Annotated in this window: 16 protein-coding genes; 14 read left to right on the top strand and 2 right to left on the bottom strand. The window is 49.9% G+C overall.

Features of this window, described 5'->3' with window-relative positions; translation table 11 throughout:
• Positions 1-5: 5 nt before the first annotated feature.
• The 14 genes from F3F96_RS03625 (at position 6) to F3F96_RS03560 (ending at position 14,043) form a co-directional block, all read left to right on the top strand.
• Positions 6-1,574 carry an NADH-quinone oxidoreductase subunit M gene (locus F3F96_RS03625; RefSeq protein ID WP_176961898.1) on the top strand — a complete coding sequence of 523 codons (1,569 nt, stop codon included), beginning with the start codon at positions 6-8 and terminating at the stop codon, positions 1,572-1,574.
• Between the two features lie 12 nt (positions 1,575-1,586).
• Positions 1,587-3,047 (top strand): NADH-quinone oxidoreductase subunit N, encoded by a 1,461-nt coding sequence (locus F3F96_RS03620; protein ID WP_176961897.1) that lies wholly within the window; start codon positions 1,587-1,589, stop codon positions 3,045-3,047.
• A gap of 187 nt (positions 3,048-3,234) precedes the next feature.
• Positions 3,235-3,624, top strand: coding sequence for an ATP synthase subunit I (locus F3F96_RS03615; RefSeq protein ID WP_176961896.1), 390 nt, complete (start codon positions 3,235-3,237; stop codon positions 3,622-3,624).
• A complete protein-coding gene (gene atpB / locus F3F96_RS03610; RefSeq protein ID WP_176961895.1) occupies positions 3,617-4,441 on the top strand; it encodes a F0F1 ATP synthase subunit A in 825 nt (274 codons plus the stop codon). Before F3F96_RS03615 ends, atpB begins: the two co-directional genes overlap by 8 nt.
• Before the next feature lie 28 nt (positions 4,442-4,469).
• Positions 4,470-4,724, top strand: a complete 255-nt coding sequence (atpE, locus tag F3F96_RS03605; RefSeq protein ID WP_100276849.1) for a F0F1 ATP synthase subunit C — start codon at positions 4,470-4,472, stop codon at positions 4,722-4,724.
• A gap of 34 nt (positions 4,725-4,758) precedes the next feature.
• A complete protein-coding gene (locus tag F3F96_RS03600) occupies positions 4,759-5,241 on the top strand; it encodes a F0F1 ATP synthase subunit B (protein WP_176961894.1) in 483 nt (160 codons plus the stop codon).
• A complete protein-coding gene (atpH, locus tag F3F96_RS03595) occupies positions 5,238-5,759 on the top strand; it encodes an ATP synthase F1 subunit delta (RefSeq protein WP_176961893.1) in 522 nt (173 codons plus the stop codon). Before F3F96_RS03600 ends, atpH begins: the two co-directional genes overlap by 4 nt.
• Before the next feature lie 32 nt (positions 5,760-5,791).
• The gene (gene atpA, locus F3F96_RS03590; RefSeq protein ID WP_176961892.1) at positions 5,792-7,333 is read left to right on the top strand and encodes a F0F1 ATP synthase subunit alpha; all 1,542 of its coding nucleotides are present in this window, start codon (positions 5,792-5,794) and stop codon (positions 7,331-7,333) included.
• Positions 7,334-7,345: 12 nt separating this feature from the next.
• Positions 7,346-8,203 (top strand): F0F1 ATP synthase subunit gamma, encoded by an 858-nt coding sequence (atpG, locus tag F3F96_RS03585; protein ID WP_176961891.1) that lies wholly within the window; start codon positions 7,346-7,348, stop codon positions 8,201-8,203.
• Between the two features lie 29 nt (positions 8,204-8,232).
• Positions 8,233-9,624, top strand: a complete 1,392-nt coding sequence (atpD, locus tag F3F96_RS03580; protein WP_176961890.1) for a F0F1 ATP synthase subunit beta — start codon at positions 8,233-8,235, stop codon at positions 9,622-9,624.
• The gene (locus tag F3F96_RS03575) at positions 9,624-10,034 is read left to right on the top strand and encodes a F0F1 ATP synthase subunit epsilon (protein ID WP_176961889.1); all 411 of its coding nucleotides are present in this window, start codon (positions 9,624-9,626) and stop codon (positions 10,032-10,034) included. The genes atpD and F3F96_RS03575 overlap by 1 nt, the downstream gene beginning before the upstream one ends.
• A gap of 139 nt (positions 10,035-10,173) precedes the next feature.
• Complete coding sequence (glmU, locus tag F3F96_RS03570) at positions 10,174-11,571, top strand: bifunctional UDP-N-acetylglucosamine diphosphorylase/glucosamine-1-phosphate N-acetyltransferase GlmU (RefSeq protein ID WP_176961888.1); 1,398 nt, start codon at positions 10,174-10,176, stop codon at positions 11,569-11,571.
• Positions 11,571-13,397 (top strand): glutamine--fructose-6-phosphate transaminase (isomerizing), encoded by a 1,827-nt coding sequence (gene glmS, locus F3F96_RS03565; protein ID WP_176961887.1) that lies wholly within the window; start codon positions 11,571-11,573, stop codon positions 13,395-13,397. Before glmU ends, glmS begins: the two co-directional genes overlap by 1 nt.
• A gap of 76 nt (positions 13,398-13,473) precedes the next feature.
• On the top strand, positions 13,474-14,043 hold the full coding sequence (locus tag F3F96_RS03560; RefSeq protein WP_176961886.1) for a porin family protein: 570 nt from the start codon (positions 13,474-13,476) through the stop codon (positions 14,041-14,043).
• A gap of 128 nt (positions 14,044-14,171) precedes the next feature.
• Here the strand turns inward: F3F96_RS03560 and F3F96_RS03555 are convergent, their stop codons facing one another.
• Positions 14,172-14,831, bottom strand: a complete 660-nt coding sequence (locus F3F96_RS03555; protein WP_176961885.1) for a YceH family protein — start codon at positions 14,829-14,831, stop codon at positions 14,172-14,174.
• 44 nt (positions 14,832-14,875) lie between these two features.
• Positions 14,876-15,778, bottom strand: a complete 903-nt coding sequence (locus tag F3F96_RS03550) for a pseudouridine synthase (RefSeq protein WP_176961884.1) — start codon at positions 15,776-15,778, stop codon at positions 14,876-14,878.
• Positions 15,779-15,840: the final 62 nt, after the last annotated feature.

The following is a 15,840-nucleotide window of genomic DNA, read 5'->3' as shown; positions in this document are numbered from 1 at the left end:
GAGAAATGGAGTTGCATAACGTTCTGGACTTTCCGATTCTCTCACTGAGCATCTTCCTACCGCTTGCAGGTGCACTGGTGATCTGGCTATTCGTTAAAGGTGATGATGCTGTACGCTGGGCCAGCCTGGCTGTATCGATCGCTGCCTTTATCGTCACGCTGCCTCTGGCATTTATGTTTGATGAGACTACATCTCACATGCAGTTTGAGGAGTTTGCTCCGTGGATATCAACATTTAATATCAACTACCAGTTGGGCGTGGATGGTATCTCCATGCCGTTCATTGTACTGACCAGCTTCCTGACGGTTATATGTATCATCTCGGCATGGCGCTGCATTCAGAGTCGTGTTAAAGAGTATATGATCGCTTTCCTGGTATTGGAGACCACGCTGATTGGTGTGTTCGCTTCCATGGATGCGGTGCTGTTCTACTTCTTCTGGGAGGCACTGCTGATTCCGATGTACCTGATTATCGGTATCTGGGGTGGCAAAAACCGTGTGTATGCCACACTTAAATTCTTCCTCTATACGCTGGCTGGTTCGGTTCTGATGCTGATTGCGCTATTGGCCATGTATTTTGAGGCAGGTAAAACTTTCAGTCTGCTGGCCTTTATGGATTACCCGTTCAATCTTGAGTGGCAGATATGGATCTTTATCGCCTTCTTTATCGCCTTTGCTGTGAAGGTGCCAATGTGGCCAGTACATACATGGCTGCCTGATGCCCATACTGAAGCACCAACAGCCGGTTCGGTAATTCTGGCGGGTATTCTGCTGAAGATGGGTGCCTACGGCTTCCTGCGCTTCTCACTGCCGATGCTGCCCGATGCCTCACAATATTTTGTACCGTTTATGGTGGCATTGAGTCTGGTGGCCATCGTCTATATCTCGTTGGTAGCGATGATGCAGACAGATATGAAGCGTCTGATTGCCTACTCATCGATTGCTCATATGGGCTTTGTAACGCTGGGTACCTTCATGTTTACGCAGGCAGCTGTTGAAGGCGCGGTGATCGGCATGATCAGTCATGGCTTTGTAGCTGCTGCACTCTTCCTCTGTGTCGGTGTGATGTATGATCGACTGCATACGCGAGAGATTGGTGATTATGGTGGTGTGGTCAATGTGATGCCGGTATTTGCTGCAGTCATGCTCTTCTTCTGTATGGCCAATGTGGCTCTGCCCGGTGCATCTGCATTCGTTGGTGAGATCATGGTTCTGATCGGTACCTTTGAAGCCAACCCGGTCTATATGGATGTATCAACCAAGTGGGTTGCTATTGCTGCAACCAGTAGCGTGGTGCTCTCAGCCTGTTATACGCTCTGGATGTACAAGCGCGTCGTGATGGGTTCACTGGTTAAGGATTCGGTTAAATCGATGAAGGATATGACAGCACGTGAGTTCGGTTACTTTGTACCGCTGATGCTGCTGACCCTCTGGATGGGTTTCTATCCTCTGCCGTTCCTGGATATTTTACATGTGTCAGTTGAGCATCTGATTGCTCAAGCCACAACAAGCAAGCTGGATGCAGCTGCCGCACTGGTTCAGGCGATGCCTGCGCTAGATGCTGTGCATCATTGAGGAATTTAAATCATGGCTAATGTGACTTTCCCGTTCCCGTTTCCTGATCATCTGATCACGCTGCTGCCTGAAATGATCGTTGCGATCATGGCGATGTTCCTGCTGCTGTTTGATGTCTTTATTGCCAAGGGCAGCAAGACAACGGCTTATCTGGCTATCCTTACCACTGCGGTTGCCGCTGTTGCTACCTGGATGTTGCAAGGGCCCGATCCTCTGGTTGCCTTCTACGGCTTCTTTGTTTTCGACTCATTTGCGGTGTTCAGTAAAATCCTTATCTATATCGCAACCGGTCTGGGTATGATTCTCTCACTTGAATATATGAAAGATGAGCGACATATCGGTGAATATTATGTGCTGATGCTGTTTGCCATGCTCGGTATGATGCTGATGGTCTCCTCTAACAACTTCGTCACCATGTATCTTGGTTTGGAGCTGATGGCGCTATCGATCTATGTGCTGGTTGCTTATCAGCGTGACGTGCTGCGAGCTAACGAAGCGGCGCTTAAATATTTCATTCTCGGCGCGCTCTCTTCAGGTATGCTGCTGTATGGCATCACCTTCCTCTACGGTGTAACCGGTAGTTTCGATTTCGCGGTTATGGGTGAGAAACTTGCTCATAGTGAGGGCAATGCGACAGCGGCTGTGCTGCTTGGTATGGTGTTCCTGATTGCCGGTCTTGGCTTTAAGGTCTCTATGGCACCGTTTCATATGTGGACACCTGATGCCTACGAAGGTGCGCCAACACCGGTCACCGCATTTATGTCTGTAGCGCCTAAGGTGGCAGGTTTTGTGATCTTTATGCGCATCGTTGCCGATCTTCTGCCGTCGCTTCAGAGCGAGTATCAATCAATTCTGATCGGTATGGCAGTGCTGACCATCGCTATCGGTAATCTGGCGGCGATCGCTCAGCGCAATATTAAACGTATGCTTGCCTACTCAACGGTTGGCCATGTTGGTTTCATCATGATGGGCCTCATTGCAGGTACACCGGAAGGATTCTCAGCAATCCTGGTCTATCTCTCGATCTATCTGGTAATGACCATGGGTGTGTTTGCGGTTATTATCCTGATGCGCCGTGAAGGTATCCAGGGTGAGTTGCTGGATGATTTTGCAGGGCTCTCCAAGGTGAGGCCGGGTTATGCGCTGGCAATGGGGCTATTTATGTTCTCCATGGCCGGCATTCCATTTTTGGGCGGCTTCTGGGCCAAGTATGCAGTGTTTATGGCCGCAGTTGAGGCCGGGCATCTCTATCTGGTTCTCTATGCGCTGCTATTCTCGGCTGTAGGTGCGTTCTACTACCTGCGTGTCGTGAAATATATCTACTTTGATGAAGAGCGTGTGGCATTTAATTTTATTGAGAGCAAACCAATGCAGGCAACTGTGTTTGTCACTGCTGTAACCATTGTGTTTTTAGGGCTGTTTCCGGATGCGCTATTTGAGCTTTGCCGACAGGCGCTTGGTGGTTTAGTTTAAGCCTGCAAACTTCTGCAGTGGTAGGTTGTTGTATCATTTTAGTTTGCGTAAGGGTTATAGGTAACAACTTCCCTGTACGGATTTTTAACTTGATCAGAGGTGGCCATTTAGCTACAATGCGCCACCGCACGAATCGAGGGAGAGGGTTTGCACGTTCTCTGTACTCGACTGATCAAATGAGGCATCCATGTCTTTGTTAAAAGAATCTGCAATTGGCCTAATGGTTCGCTTGCAGATCGTGGTCGGGATTCTTGGTTTTGCTGGTTTGATGCTGTATGATCAAGCTGGTTCGGCACTATCACTTCTGTATGGCGTAGCCATGATGGTTGTGAATTCAATCTGGCTTGCCAGGCGACTGGACAGGACTCAAGGGTTGGATGCTGATGCTGGCAAGCGCTCGCTCTATGTTGGGGCTGTGCTTAGGTTTATCGCGCTGATTGCCGGGTTGATGCTGGCTTATCAGTTGGGGCTTCACCTTTTGGTGGTGGCTGCTGGAGTTTTTTTGGCGCAGGTGGTTGTTTTTATCTCTGCGCTGATAGGAATAAGAAAAGAGTACAAAGGAGGGGGACTTGGCTGATCAGAGTCACGGTGACGGCGGAATTGCCGGCCATCTGCAGTATTGGACGCTAAAGATTGATGAATCCAATCCATTCATGCAGATCCATTTAGATACTATGCTTGTTTCACTGGTTGTTGCCGGACTTATGTTTGGTTTCGCGCTCTGGTTGAAGGGCAAGCTTGTGAGCGGGGCGCCGACTGGTGCTCAGAATGCTGTTGAATCTGTTGTCGGTTTTGTTGATCAGACTGTAAAAGACAACTTCCCTGTACATAATCCATTGATTGCGCCGCTGGCATTTACCGTGTTTGTCTTTATCGCGCTGATCAATACCCTTGATATCCTACCAGCGTTCCTGCTGGGAAATATCGCGCATCTCTTCGGTGTTGAGCACTTCCGTCCGGTTCCAACCAATGATTTGAACTTGCCTGCTGCTATGGCTGTCTCTGTCTTTGCGCTGGTTCTCTACTATGAGTTTAAGCTCAAGCCTGTTCACTTCTGCAAAGAGCTTCTTATGGAGCCATTCACAAATCTGGTTCCCGGATTCCTGAAGCCTGTTGTGATGCCAATTAATCTTATTTTGAAACTTGTTGAAGAGCTGGCTAAGCCATTGTCACTCTCCTTCCGACTCTTTGGTAATATGTTTGCCGGAGAGGTTATCTTCCTGCTGATCGCGTTCCTGCTACTGGGTGGCGGCGCTGTAGGCATGGCGGCAGGTTTCTTCGTTGGTCTGGCATGGACGATATTCCATCTGTTTATCGGTCTTCTGCAGGCATTTATCTTCATGATTCTTACGGTGGTGTATCTGTCTATTGCGCACCAACCGGTAGAGCACTAATTATTTATAACGATAGGAGTATATAAATATGGACGCAACAACAATCATCACAGCTGCAACCGCAATTTCGGTCGGCATTATCTTAGCTGCTGCAGGCATGGGTTCTGCAATTGGCTGGGGTCTCATCTGCTCGAAGGCTCTCGAAGGAATCTCTCGTCAGCCAGAAATGCGCCCACAGTTGATGTTCAACATGTTCATCTTTGCAGGTTTGATGGAGTCTTTCCCATTCATCGTCATGGCTTTCGCACTGTGGTTCCTGTTCGCAAACCCATTCCTGGGTTAATAGAAAGAACATTGGAATTTAAAAAGGAGGTCGTATGAGTTTAGACCTGACATTTATCGGTCAGATTGTTATTTTCCTGACGCTGGTATTCCTGATGAGGAAGTACCTGTACGGACCAATGATTGATCTGATGGAAGCTCGCTCCCAGAAGATCGCTGATGGTCTTGCCGCAGCAGATGCTGGTAACGAAGCCAAGGCCAAGGCCGAAGCTGAAATTGCTGAGCAACTGAAAGAGGCTCGCACTAAAGCAGTTGAGATCATTGCTTCTGCAGAGAAGCGCTCTGCTGAAATCAACGAAGAAGCTGTCGTTAAGGCTCGTGAAGAGGCTGGGCAGATTGTTGACTCAGCACGTGACGAAGTCGGCGCCGAGTTGAATCGTGCCCGTCAGACACTACGTGCTGAAGTTGCCGACATTGCCATGCTGGCTGCAGAGCGTGTTGTAGAATCCGAGTTGGATGCAAGTCGTCACGCTACTCTGGTAGAAGGCATTGTAAGCCGCGGGTTTGGTAACGCATGAGCACATCACAGATATCTCGTCGATACGCACGCGCACTGTTCGATCTGATTCAGGAGGGCACGGACCTCCGTGGTGACCTGGAGAAGGTTGCTGCAGCTGCCTCTGCTGACGAGGTAGCAGTGCTTCTGGCTTCACCGGAATATCCTGCTGATCTTAAGAAGCAGGTTATTGTGAAAGTAGCCGGTGACATCTCTGGCGAAATTGATTCTCTTGTTGGCATGCTTACCGCACGCGGCAAGGAGTCTCTGCTTCCTGAGATTCACGCATTGGTAGAAGAGATGCTGCATCTGGCTGAGAGTGAACTCGAAGCTGATGTGGTTGTTGCGACTTCCATTGATCCTGCTCTGCAGGAGAAGCTGACTGCTGCTCTGACAGCATCTACTGGTAAGAAAGTTCGCATTAAAGTCTCCGAGGATAAGTCTATTCTTGGCGGCCTGGTTGTTCGAATTGGCGACCGTAAAATTGATTATTCGTTGCGTACGAAGTTGAGCGGCCTGCGCCGTGAACTGGCATCGTAAGCAAACAGATTGAGTATTAGAGGAATATACGTATGAAGCTCGATACCGCAGAAATTAGTTCGATCATTAAAGAACAGATCAAGGGTTTTGAAGCAGCTGCTGCTGATGCCAATGTTGGTCAGATCATCTCCGTTGGTGATGGCGTTGCGCTTATTCATGGTCTCTCCGGAGCCATGGCTGGCGAAATGCTGGAATTCCCGGGTGGCATCATGGGAATGGTGCTCAACCTTGAAGAGGACAGTGTTGGTGCTGTGATCTTCGGTGAGTTCACTACACTTGGTGAAGGCGACGAAGTTAAATGTACTGGCAAGATCTTTGAGGTTCCGGTTGGCCCTGAGCTGAAAGGTCGCGTTGTTAACGCACTTGGTCAGCCCATTGATGGTAAGGGCCCGATCAACCCAACTGGCTATGATGCTGTTGAGAAGATCGCACCCGGCGTTATCGAACGTAAATCTGTAGATCAGCCGCTTCAGACCGGTATTAAAGCAATCGACTCCATGGTTCCTGTAGGTCGTGGCCAGCGTGAGCTTATCATTGGTGACCGTCAGACTGGTAAGACTGCGATCGCAATCGATACCATTATCAATCAGAAGCATGAAGGCGTTACATGTGTATATGTTGCGATTGGCCAGAAGGCATCTACGGTTGCATCTGTAGTTCGCACCTTGAAAGAGCATGGCGCTCTTGATAACACCATTATCGTTGCAGCATCGGCTTCCGAGTCTGCAGCACTGCAGTTTATCGCACCTTACTCAGGTTGCACCATGGGTGAGTACTTCCGTGATCGCGGTGAAGATGCACTGATCGTATATGATGATCTGACCAAGCAGGCCTGGGCCTACCGTCAGGTTTCTCTGATCCTGCGTCGTCCTCCGGGTCGTGAAGCTTATCCTGGTGATGTATTCTATCTACACTCCCGTCTGTTGGAGCGTGCTTCCCGTGTTGATCACAACTATGTTGAGAAATTCACCAATGGTGAAGTGACTGGCAAGACTGGTTCGCTGACTGCACTGCCGATCATTGAGACTCAGGAAGGCGATGTATCTGCATTCATCCCTACCAACGTGATCTCTATTACTGATGGCCAGATCTTCCTGGAAACCAGCCTGTTTAACGCAGGTCAGCGTCCGGCGATCAACGCAGGTCTCTCTGTATCACGTGTTGGCGGTGCTGCTCAGACCAAAGCGATGAAGAAAGTTGGTGGCGGTCTGCGACTGGATCTGGCTCAGTATCGTGAGTTGGCTGCATTTGCACAGTTTGCATCTGATCTGGATGAAGCAACACGTCAGCAGATTGAGCGTGGTAAACGCGGTATGGAAATCCTCAAGCAGGATGAAAATAACCCGCAATCTGTAGCAGAGATGACTGCAGTATTGTACGCACTTAACAACGGCGATCTGGATGATGTTGAAGTAACCAAGGTTGTCGCATTCCAGAAAGCATACCTTGCTTACCTGAATTCTCAGTGTACATCTCTTGTTGAAGGGTTGAATGCTACACCTGCACTGAATGAACAGGTTGAAGAAGGCCTGCAGAAAGCTGTCGCTGACTTTAAGTCAACCGGCACATACTGATAGGAGACGACTGTGGCTTCAGCTAAGGAAATTCGGACTCAGATTGGTGCGATCCAGAACACTGGTAAAATTACCAAGGCTATGGAGATGGTTGCCGCATCCAAGATGCGTAAGGCACAGGATCGCGTAGTTGCTGCTCGTTCTTACGCTGAAGGTGTCAGGCGCGTGGTAGCTAACATGATGAGCGCGCATGCTGAGTACCAGCATCCGTTTCTGGTTGAGCGTGAACAGATCAAGAAGGTGGGTATCATTGTTGTTACCACCGACAAAGGTCTCTGTGGTGGTCTCAATACCAATGCTCTGAAAGAAGCGCTTGGCCTGATGAAGGCACAGGAAGCTGAAGTCGAAGTATTCACTATCGGTAAACGCGCTGGTCTGTTTATGCGTCGCATCGGTGCCAAGATTCATGGTGTGGCTGAAAACATTTCAGATACCCCTGAGCTTGCCGATATTCTCGGTGTGGTAACACTGGCTATCGAGAAGTATATCTCTGGCGAACTTGATGAAATTCATCTGGTTTACAGTGAGTTCGTTAATACGATGACTCAGAGCCCGACTTCAATGCGTTTGATGCCTTGCCCGCTTCCGGAAAGTGAAGAGAAATCAGGTTACTGGGATTATCTCTATGAGCCTGAGGCTAAAGATGTTCTCGAAGGCGTTCTGCGTCGCTACGTAGAGTCTCTGGTTTATCACGCTGTGCTGGAAAACAAAGCATGTGAGCAATCTGCACGTATGGTGGCTATGAAAGCTGCAACAGATAACTCGAAAGATATTGTTAGTGATCTTAAAATCACATACAACAAGGCCCGTCAGGCCGCCATTACACAGGAACTGGCTGAGATTTGTGCCGGTGCTGCTGCTGCTGGTTAACAGTTTAGATTTTTAGGAGAGGTCAGAAAATGAGTACAGGAACTATTGTCCAGGTGATCGGTCCGGTAGTGGACATCCGCTTTAACGCTGGTGAACTACCAAAAATTTATAACGCTCTGAAGATGTCAGATCCAAAACTGACACTGGAAGTTCAGCAGCATCTCGGTGATAACACCGTGCGTACGATTGCTCTGGGCACCACAGATGGTCTCAAACGCGGCATGACTGCAGATGATACCGGTGCGGCGATTAAGGTTCCTGTTGGTAAGGCAACCCTCGGCCGTATCATGAACGTACTCGGCGAAGGCATCGACTTCGAAGGCGAAGAGGTAGATTCTGAAGATCGCTGGGAAATTCATCGCGCGGCTCCAACCTTTGAAGAGCTCTCACCAGCTCAGGAAATTCTTGAAACCGGCATTAAGGTTATCGACCTGATGGCTCCAATCGCCAAGGGCGGTAAAGTTGGCCTGTTCGGTGGTGCTGGTGTTGGTAAAACCGTTAACATGATGGAGCTGATCAATAACATTGCGAAAGCACACGGTGGTTTCTCCGTGTTCGCAGGTGTTGGTGAGCGTACTCGTGAAGGCAACGACTTCTATTACGAGATGAAAGAGTCTAACGTACTGGACAAGGTTGCACTTGTTTATGGTCAGATGAATGAACCTCCAGGTAACCGTCTTCGTGTTGCACTGACTGGCCTGACTATGGCTGAGTATTTCCGTGATGAAGGCCTCGACGTACTGATCTTCATCGATAACATCTACCGCTACTCACTTGCTGGTGTTGAGGTTTCCGCACTGCTTGGTCGTATGCCATCTGCTGTGGGTTATCAGCCTAACCTGGCTGAAGAGATGGGTCGCTTGCAGGAGCGTATTGCTTCTACCAAGACTGGTTCTATTACATCTGTTCAGGCCGTTTACGTACCCGCGGATGACTTGACCGATCCGGCACCTGCTACCACCTTCGCACATCTGGACTCTACGATTGTACTGTCACGTCAGATTGCTGAGCTTGGTATCTACCCTGCGGTTGATCCACTTGATTCTACATCACGTCAGCTTGATCCTAAGATCATCGGTATTGAGCACTATGAAGTAGCTCAGGGCGTTCAGAAGACTCTGCAGCGCTATAAAGAGCTGCAGGACATCATCGCGATCCTGGGTATGGATGAGCTTTCAGACGAAGATAAAACTGCTGTAACACGTGCTCGTAAGATTCAGCGCTTCCTGTCTCAGCCATTCCATGTTGCTGAAGTATTCACCGGTTCTCCAGGTGTGTACGCTAAGAAAGATGAGGCAATTAAAGGCTTTAAAGGCATCCTGGCTGGTGAGTATGATCATCTTCCAGAGCAGGCTTTCTACATGGTTGGTGGTATTGAAGAGGCTGTTGCTAAAGCTGAGAAGATGGCGGCTAAGGGCTAATGGCTTCTACCATGCAAGTGCTGGTCGCTACGGCCGAGCGTGAGGTTTATCGCGGCGAAGCTGAGTTTCTTGTTGCACCCGGTGCAGCTGGTGAACTCGGTATTTTGCCAAAGCATAGCCCGCTGCTCAGTGCTCTGACCACCGGTGAACTCCGCATCACCAATGGTGATCATGTTGATGAGGTGTTCGTTTCAGGCGGCTACATGGAAGTGCAGCCTGATATGATTACTATCCTTTCTGACTCTGCAGAGCGTGCTTCAGATATTGATGAAGCAGGTGCAATTGAAGCAGAGCGCAAGGCGAAAGAGATTCTCGATATGCAGAAAGATGATATCGATTATGCTGCCGCTGAAGCTGAACTTTCTATGATGACTGCACGTCTGATCTGGCTGAGAAAGAAAAAGAAATAATAGTACATTGATTAATTTGAAAGGGCTGCACGATGTGCGGCCCTTTTTTTGTTCAACCGATTAACCTTACACCTTTTATTTTGATCTATAATCGCTGCTGGCTTATCGTTAGCTGCCACTATTTCATCGGAGGATATCTATGAGCAAACTCCACTACCCGGATTTGCAGGTTTGTGTACTGGCTGCAGGTAAAGGCAAGCGCATGCGCTCCAATCTGCCTAAGGTGCTGCACAAGGTGCTGGGCAGGGCGATGATTGATCATGTGCTGCATACGGTTGAAGCACTGCGTCCTAAAGCCATCGCTATGGTTACCGGCCATGCCTCAGAAAAGGTGCGTGAGCATGTTGGTCAGCCGATCAACCTTGATTGGGTGATTCAGGACAAGCAGTTGGGTACCGGCCATGCAGTCAAGCAGTGTGAAAAGGTGATCCGCGATGTGCGTGATGTGCTTATTGTCTGTGGTGATACACCACTGTTGAGTGTGGATACACTGGCCCGACTGGTCGATGAGCACAGAGCAGCCAATACCGATGTGACTGTGTTAACTGCTAAACCTGAGAATCCATTTGGTTATGGGCGTATTGTGCGTGATGGTGATGGCAGTGTGACCAGTATTGTCGAGCAGAAGGATGCTTCTGATGAGCAGTTGTTGATCGGTGAGGTAAGTAGTGGCATCTACTGCGTTCGCCATGAAGTGCTGTTTGATCTCCTTCATGCCATTGGCAACAGTAATGCTCAGGAGGAGTACTACCTTCCTGATATCGTGCCGCTGGCACTTAATGCGGGACAGTCTGTTGCTGCGATTGCTATGAACGATTCTGATGAGATGGTTGGTGTGAATGATCGCGTTGATCTGGCTCATGTTGAAGGGCTGATGCAGAAGCAGATTATTGAAGAGTGGCAGCGTAGAGGTGTGACGATCGAGAAGCCCGATACCGTGCGTATTGAGGCGGGTGTGAAGATTGGTTTGGATACAGTGATTCAGGCTGGTTGCTATCTGATCGGCACCACTCATGTTGGTGACGAGTGTCGGGTTGGCCCTAATGCTGTTCTGGTGAATGCATGGCTCGATGACCGGGTGAATGTTTTTGCCTTCAGTCATATCCATGGTGCCAGTGTTGGTGCTGATTCTTTTATCGGTCCTTATGCTCGTTTGCGGCCAGAAGCGCAGCTTGATGAAGAGGTACACATTGGCAATTTTGTGGAAGTGAAAAAATCTGTGATTGGCCGTGGCAGTAAGGTCAACCATCTCAGCTATATTGGTGATACAGTGATGGGTTCGGCGTGTAATGTCGGAGCCGGCACAATTACCTGCAACTATGATGGTGCCAATAAATTTACCACTGAGATTGGTGATAATGTCTTTATTGGTTCAGATACCCAGCTTGTTGCACCGGTTAAGGTTGCTGATGATGCCACGATTGGTGCTGGCAGCACGATCACACGCAATGTGGCTGCCGGTGGTCTTACCCTCTCTGAACGTAATACCCAGAAATATGCCGCTGGCTGGAAACGTCCGCAGAAAGATCGTAGCTGATGTGCGGCATTGTTGGCGCTATTGCTGAGAGAGATGTTCTTCCCATCCTCATGGATGGATTGCAAAGGCTGGAGTATCGTGGTTATGACTCCGCCGGTGTTGCTGTCAGGGATGATACTGGAGAGCTGAAGCGATTCCGATCGCTTGGCAAGGTAAAAGAGCTTAAAACGCTGGTTGACCGGTCAGATATCACCGGCGATCTCGGTATTGCCCATACCCGCTGGGCGACCCATGGTGCACCGGCAGAGAGAAATGCTCATCCGCATATGAGTGGTGTCAGGGTGGCAGTCGTTCACAATGGCATTATTGAAAACCACGCAGCCTTGCGTGACGCTCTTGTAAGCAAAGGTTACAGCTTCACATCCGAAACCGATACTGAAGTTATTGCCCATCTGATGGCCGATAAACTTGACTCGGGCAGAGATCTGTTTGCAGCGGTTGTAGAGGCTACAGCAGAACTGGATGGTGCTTATGCCCTTGCAGTAGCCAGTCCAGAGGATGGTGATCGCATTGTTGTGGCCCGCGAAGGAAGCCCCTTGGTGATTGGTGTCGGCGATGGCGAGCATTTCATCGCCTCTGATGTTGCGGCACTGCTGCCGGTGACGCGCAGTTTTATCTTTCTTGAAGAGGGTGATGTGGCTGAGGTGCGTCGCGATGGTGTTACCATCTTTAATGCAGATGGTGAGCAGGTAACCCGTCCGGTGAAAGTGTCTGAACTTTCCAGCGAGAGCGTGGATAAGGGGCCGTATGCGCATTATATGCTCAAGGAGATCTATGAGCAGCCCGGCGTGGTCTCTGAGACGCTGGAGGGCAGAATTCATAAGGGCCGTCTGCTTGAGGCGAGTTTCGGACATGAAACCACTGCTCTACTCGACAGAACCAAACATGTTCAGATTGTTGCCTGTGGTACCAGTTATCACGCTGGGCTGGTTGCACGTTACTGGCTCGAAGAGGCTGGTATTCCCTGCAGTGTTGAGGTGGCCAGTGAATACCGCTATCGCAAGGTGGTCGTGCCCGAGAACTCTCTTTTAATCACCATCTCCCAATCAGGCGAAACGGCCGACACGCTTGCGGCTCTTCGCGACAGTCGTTCAAAGGGATATATCGGCAGTCTTACTGTCTGCAATGTGCCGGAAAGCTCGCTGGTGCGTGAATCAGATGTCTGTTTTATGACCCGTGCCGGCACTGAGATTGGTGTCGCCTCAACCAAAGCCTTTACCACTCAGCTGGTAGCACTGCGCCTGCTGATGATAGCGCTTGCCCGTCGCAAGGGGTTGTCACCTGATGCTGAAGAGGTGATGGTCAATGAGCTTCACTCCTTGCCTAGGCAGATTGAGGTGGTTCTGCAGTTGGGCGACGCGATTAAAGCGATGGCAGAGGGTTTTGCCGATAAGCATAACGCACTGTTTCTTGGGCGTGGTGCCTTCTATCCGGTCGCCATGGAGGGGGCGCTTAAGCTTAAAGAGATCTCCTACATCCATGCCGAGGCCTATCCTGCCGGAGAGCTGAAGCATGGTCCGCTCGCACTTGTTGATGAGAGTATGCCTGTCGTCTGTGCACTGCCTGATGATCCGCTACTGGAGAAGGTGCTCTCAAATCTGCAGGAGGTGCGTGCTCGTGGTGGTGAGCTGTTCCTCTTCTCTGATCATAAAGTCGATATTGGGCTGGATCACTACCAGAATCTCACACTCTCAGACATCTACCCCGGTACTGCACCGATTGTCTACAGTATTCCACTGCAGCTATTAGCCTATCACGTTGCTGTCCTTAAAGGCACCGATGTAGATCAGCCCCGCAATCTCGCTAAATCGGTAACAGTCGAGTAGTTATAACCCTTCTTTCTTAAGCTATACAAACATCTTTTTGCCCATAGAGTGCGCTTCAAATTTTGGAGGTGTAATCATGAAGAAGATTGTTTTGATAGCTGCAGCACTACTCTCGATGCAGGTAGCAACGGCTACTGCAGCAGACATAAAACCATACGCAGGTGTTGGACTGGGGCTGTTTGAGCTTGATCCGGGTCAGAACAAGAAAGCCGTTTTTGGTGGTTTTGGTTATGCTGGTGCAAGCTTCCATGAATACTTTGCTGCCGAGTTCCGTGCCGGTCTTACCGGGCCTCATGAGCGTGAAGAGGTAGGGCCTTTGACAGAAACCTTTCAGGTGAACTGGTTTGTTTCAGCCCTCGCCAAACCGAAGATTGAGGTTGCTGATGGTCTGGAATTTTACGGGCTGCTGGGCGTCACCAGTATCAGTACCAGCATTACACCGCTTAACTCCGTCATTGAGAGATCAGTAACCAAAACAGCTCTCACCTTTGGCCTGGGCGGCACCTACTTTATTACGGATAACATGAGTGTTGGAGCTGAGTGGGTGCGCTACTCATCCAATGCCGATGCTGCGACAAAGAATGGTGCGAACTTTAACGGTCTGGATGTGAACGGTTTTACTGGTACCTTTGCCTACCATTTCTAATTAGTAAAAGTTGAACTGAATCAGCCGTCGCCCCAAACAGGGTAGCGGCTTTTTTTTGATATCAGCCGGATTAATTCCGGATCGGAATAAGTGACGACCTCTTTTAATGCTGCTCTATGGTTGCCAGCTTACAAAAAAGCGGATCTGTTGTCCCCTTTCAGTGCTCTAATCTCCTCCTCTAAGCGGGCGACGGTCTCTTCGAGGCGGGAGATGCGTGCCAGGGTATCATCGGAAAGTGAGGGTGATGCCGGAGCGGCTGATCGGACAGGTTGGGTTTCGATATCAGGGGTGCCGCAGAGCAGATGTGTATAACGATCCTCGCGCTGACCCGGGGCTTTGGGGATTTTAATGACAAGGGGCTCATCTCTAGCCATCAATGCAAGTAGGGCATGTTGAATATCTTCGTGATCGGCGAATTCGGTCATGCGATTGGTGTTGACCTTGATCTCGTTGAGGGTGTGTGAACCACGTAGCAGCATCACACAGATAATGGCGCGCTCTTTTGATGAGAGCTGTAGTTTGCGGGAGAGAAATTGCTCGTAGCGATCGGCGCGGGCCAGTGTGTTGGCAGTAATCAGCCCTTCATGGCGCAGTTCGCTGATCACGCTACCGACTTGCTGCTGCGTCAGGTTCATCACCGGGTTGCGGCTGCTTTTCTGATTGCATGCTGCAACCAGTGCATTAAGGGTGAGTGGATAGTAATCGGGCGTGGTCATCTGTTTTTCCATCAGACTGCCCAGCACGCGAGCCTGTAAAGCGTTCAACATGGTCTCTTCCTGTTCACTCATGGCATCACCTCTGATTTCGGTTGATTCAAGACTAACCGCTCTCTCTACCACTGTAATTCAAATTTGCTTTCGAAGCTGAGTTCTTTGCCGCTTAATGGATCGGTGAATGAGAGCCTTTTGGCCAGTAGTTGCAGTGGATTGTCGTAACAGGGCGGGTCAGAGGGCGGGTGAAATTCCGGATAGAGACGGTCACCGACAATAACTGAACCGATCAGCCCCAGATGCAGTCGCAGCTGATGGGTTTTGCCAGTGATTGGTTTGAGTTCGAAACGAGCCAGTTTATCTCTTCTCTCCAGCAGTCGAATCTCAGAGCGGGCATTGATCTCGCCCTCCACATTTTTGAAACGTAACCACGGCTCTCCCCGTTCAATGCGGCTCTTTATCTGCCAGGGACCCTGCTCAGGGTGATCGGGCATGGTGGCAATCGCCTCGTAGGATTTATCTATGTTGCCGAGGCGGAAGAGATCAAAGTAGGGGCCACGCTGTTTCTCATCGACAGTAAATAGAACCACTCCGGCAGTTTCGCGATCCAAGCGGTGCACAGGCACAAGGTGTTGCAGACCGGTGCTGCGCTTAAGTCGGTGCAGCAGGCATTCATTGACGTATGATCCACCAGGGGTGACTGGCAGGAAGTGAGGTTTGTCAGCAACCAGAATGTGTTCATTGCGAAACAGTATCGATTCGTGGAACGGGATCGGGTGTTCAGAGGCCACTTCGCGAAAATAACGTAGTCGTGTGTTGACCCTGTATGGGGTGGTTTCGTTGACAGGTTGCCCGGAATCATCGCATATTTTTCCGTTCTGCAGTCGATGCCGCCAGACATCCCGGCCAACACGCGGGAAACGTTGATCAAAAAAATCGAGCAGGCAGGGGAGTGGCTCAGCTATTTTCGGAAGCGTGACAAATGATGGCGTGGGTGAGGTGCTCTGCTGATTGTTGTCGGACATAAGAGGTGAATCATGCAAAAGCGGGGAACAAAGCGCCAGAAATTAGAGGGTGAAGGCCACAG

This window comes from Mariprofundus sp. NF, from assembly GCF_013387455.1.
Classification (GTDB): Bacteria; Pseudomonadota; Zetaproteobacteria; order Mariprofundales; family Mariprofundaceae; genus Mariprofundus.
The sequence above is the reverse complement of the archived record's forward strand: the minus strand, read 5'-3'. Positions and strand labels throughout refer to the sequence as shown.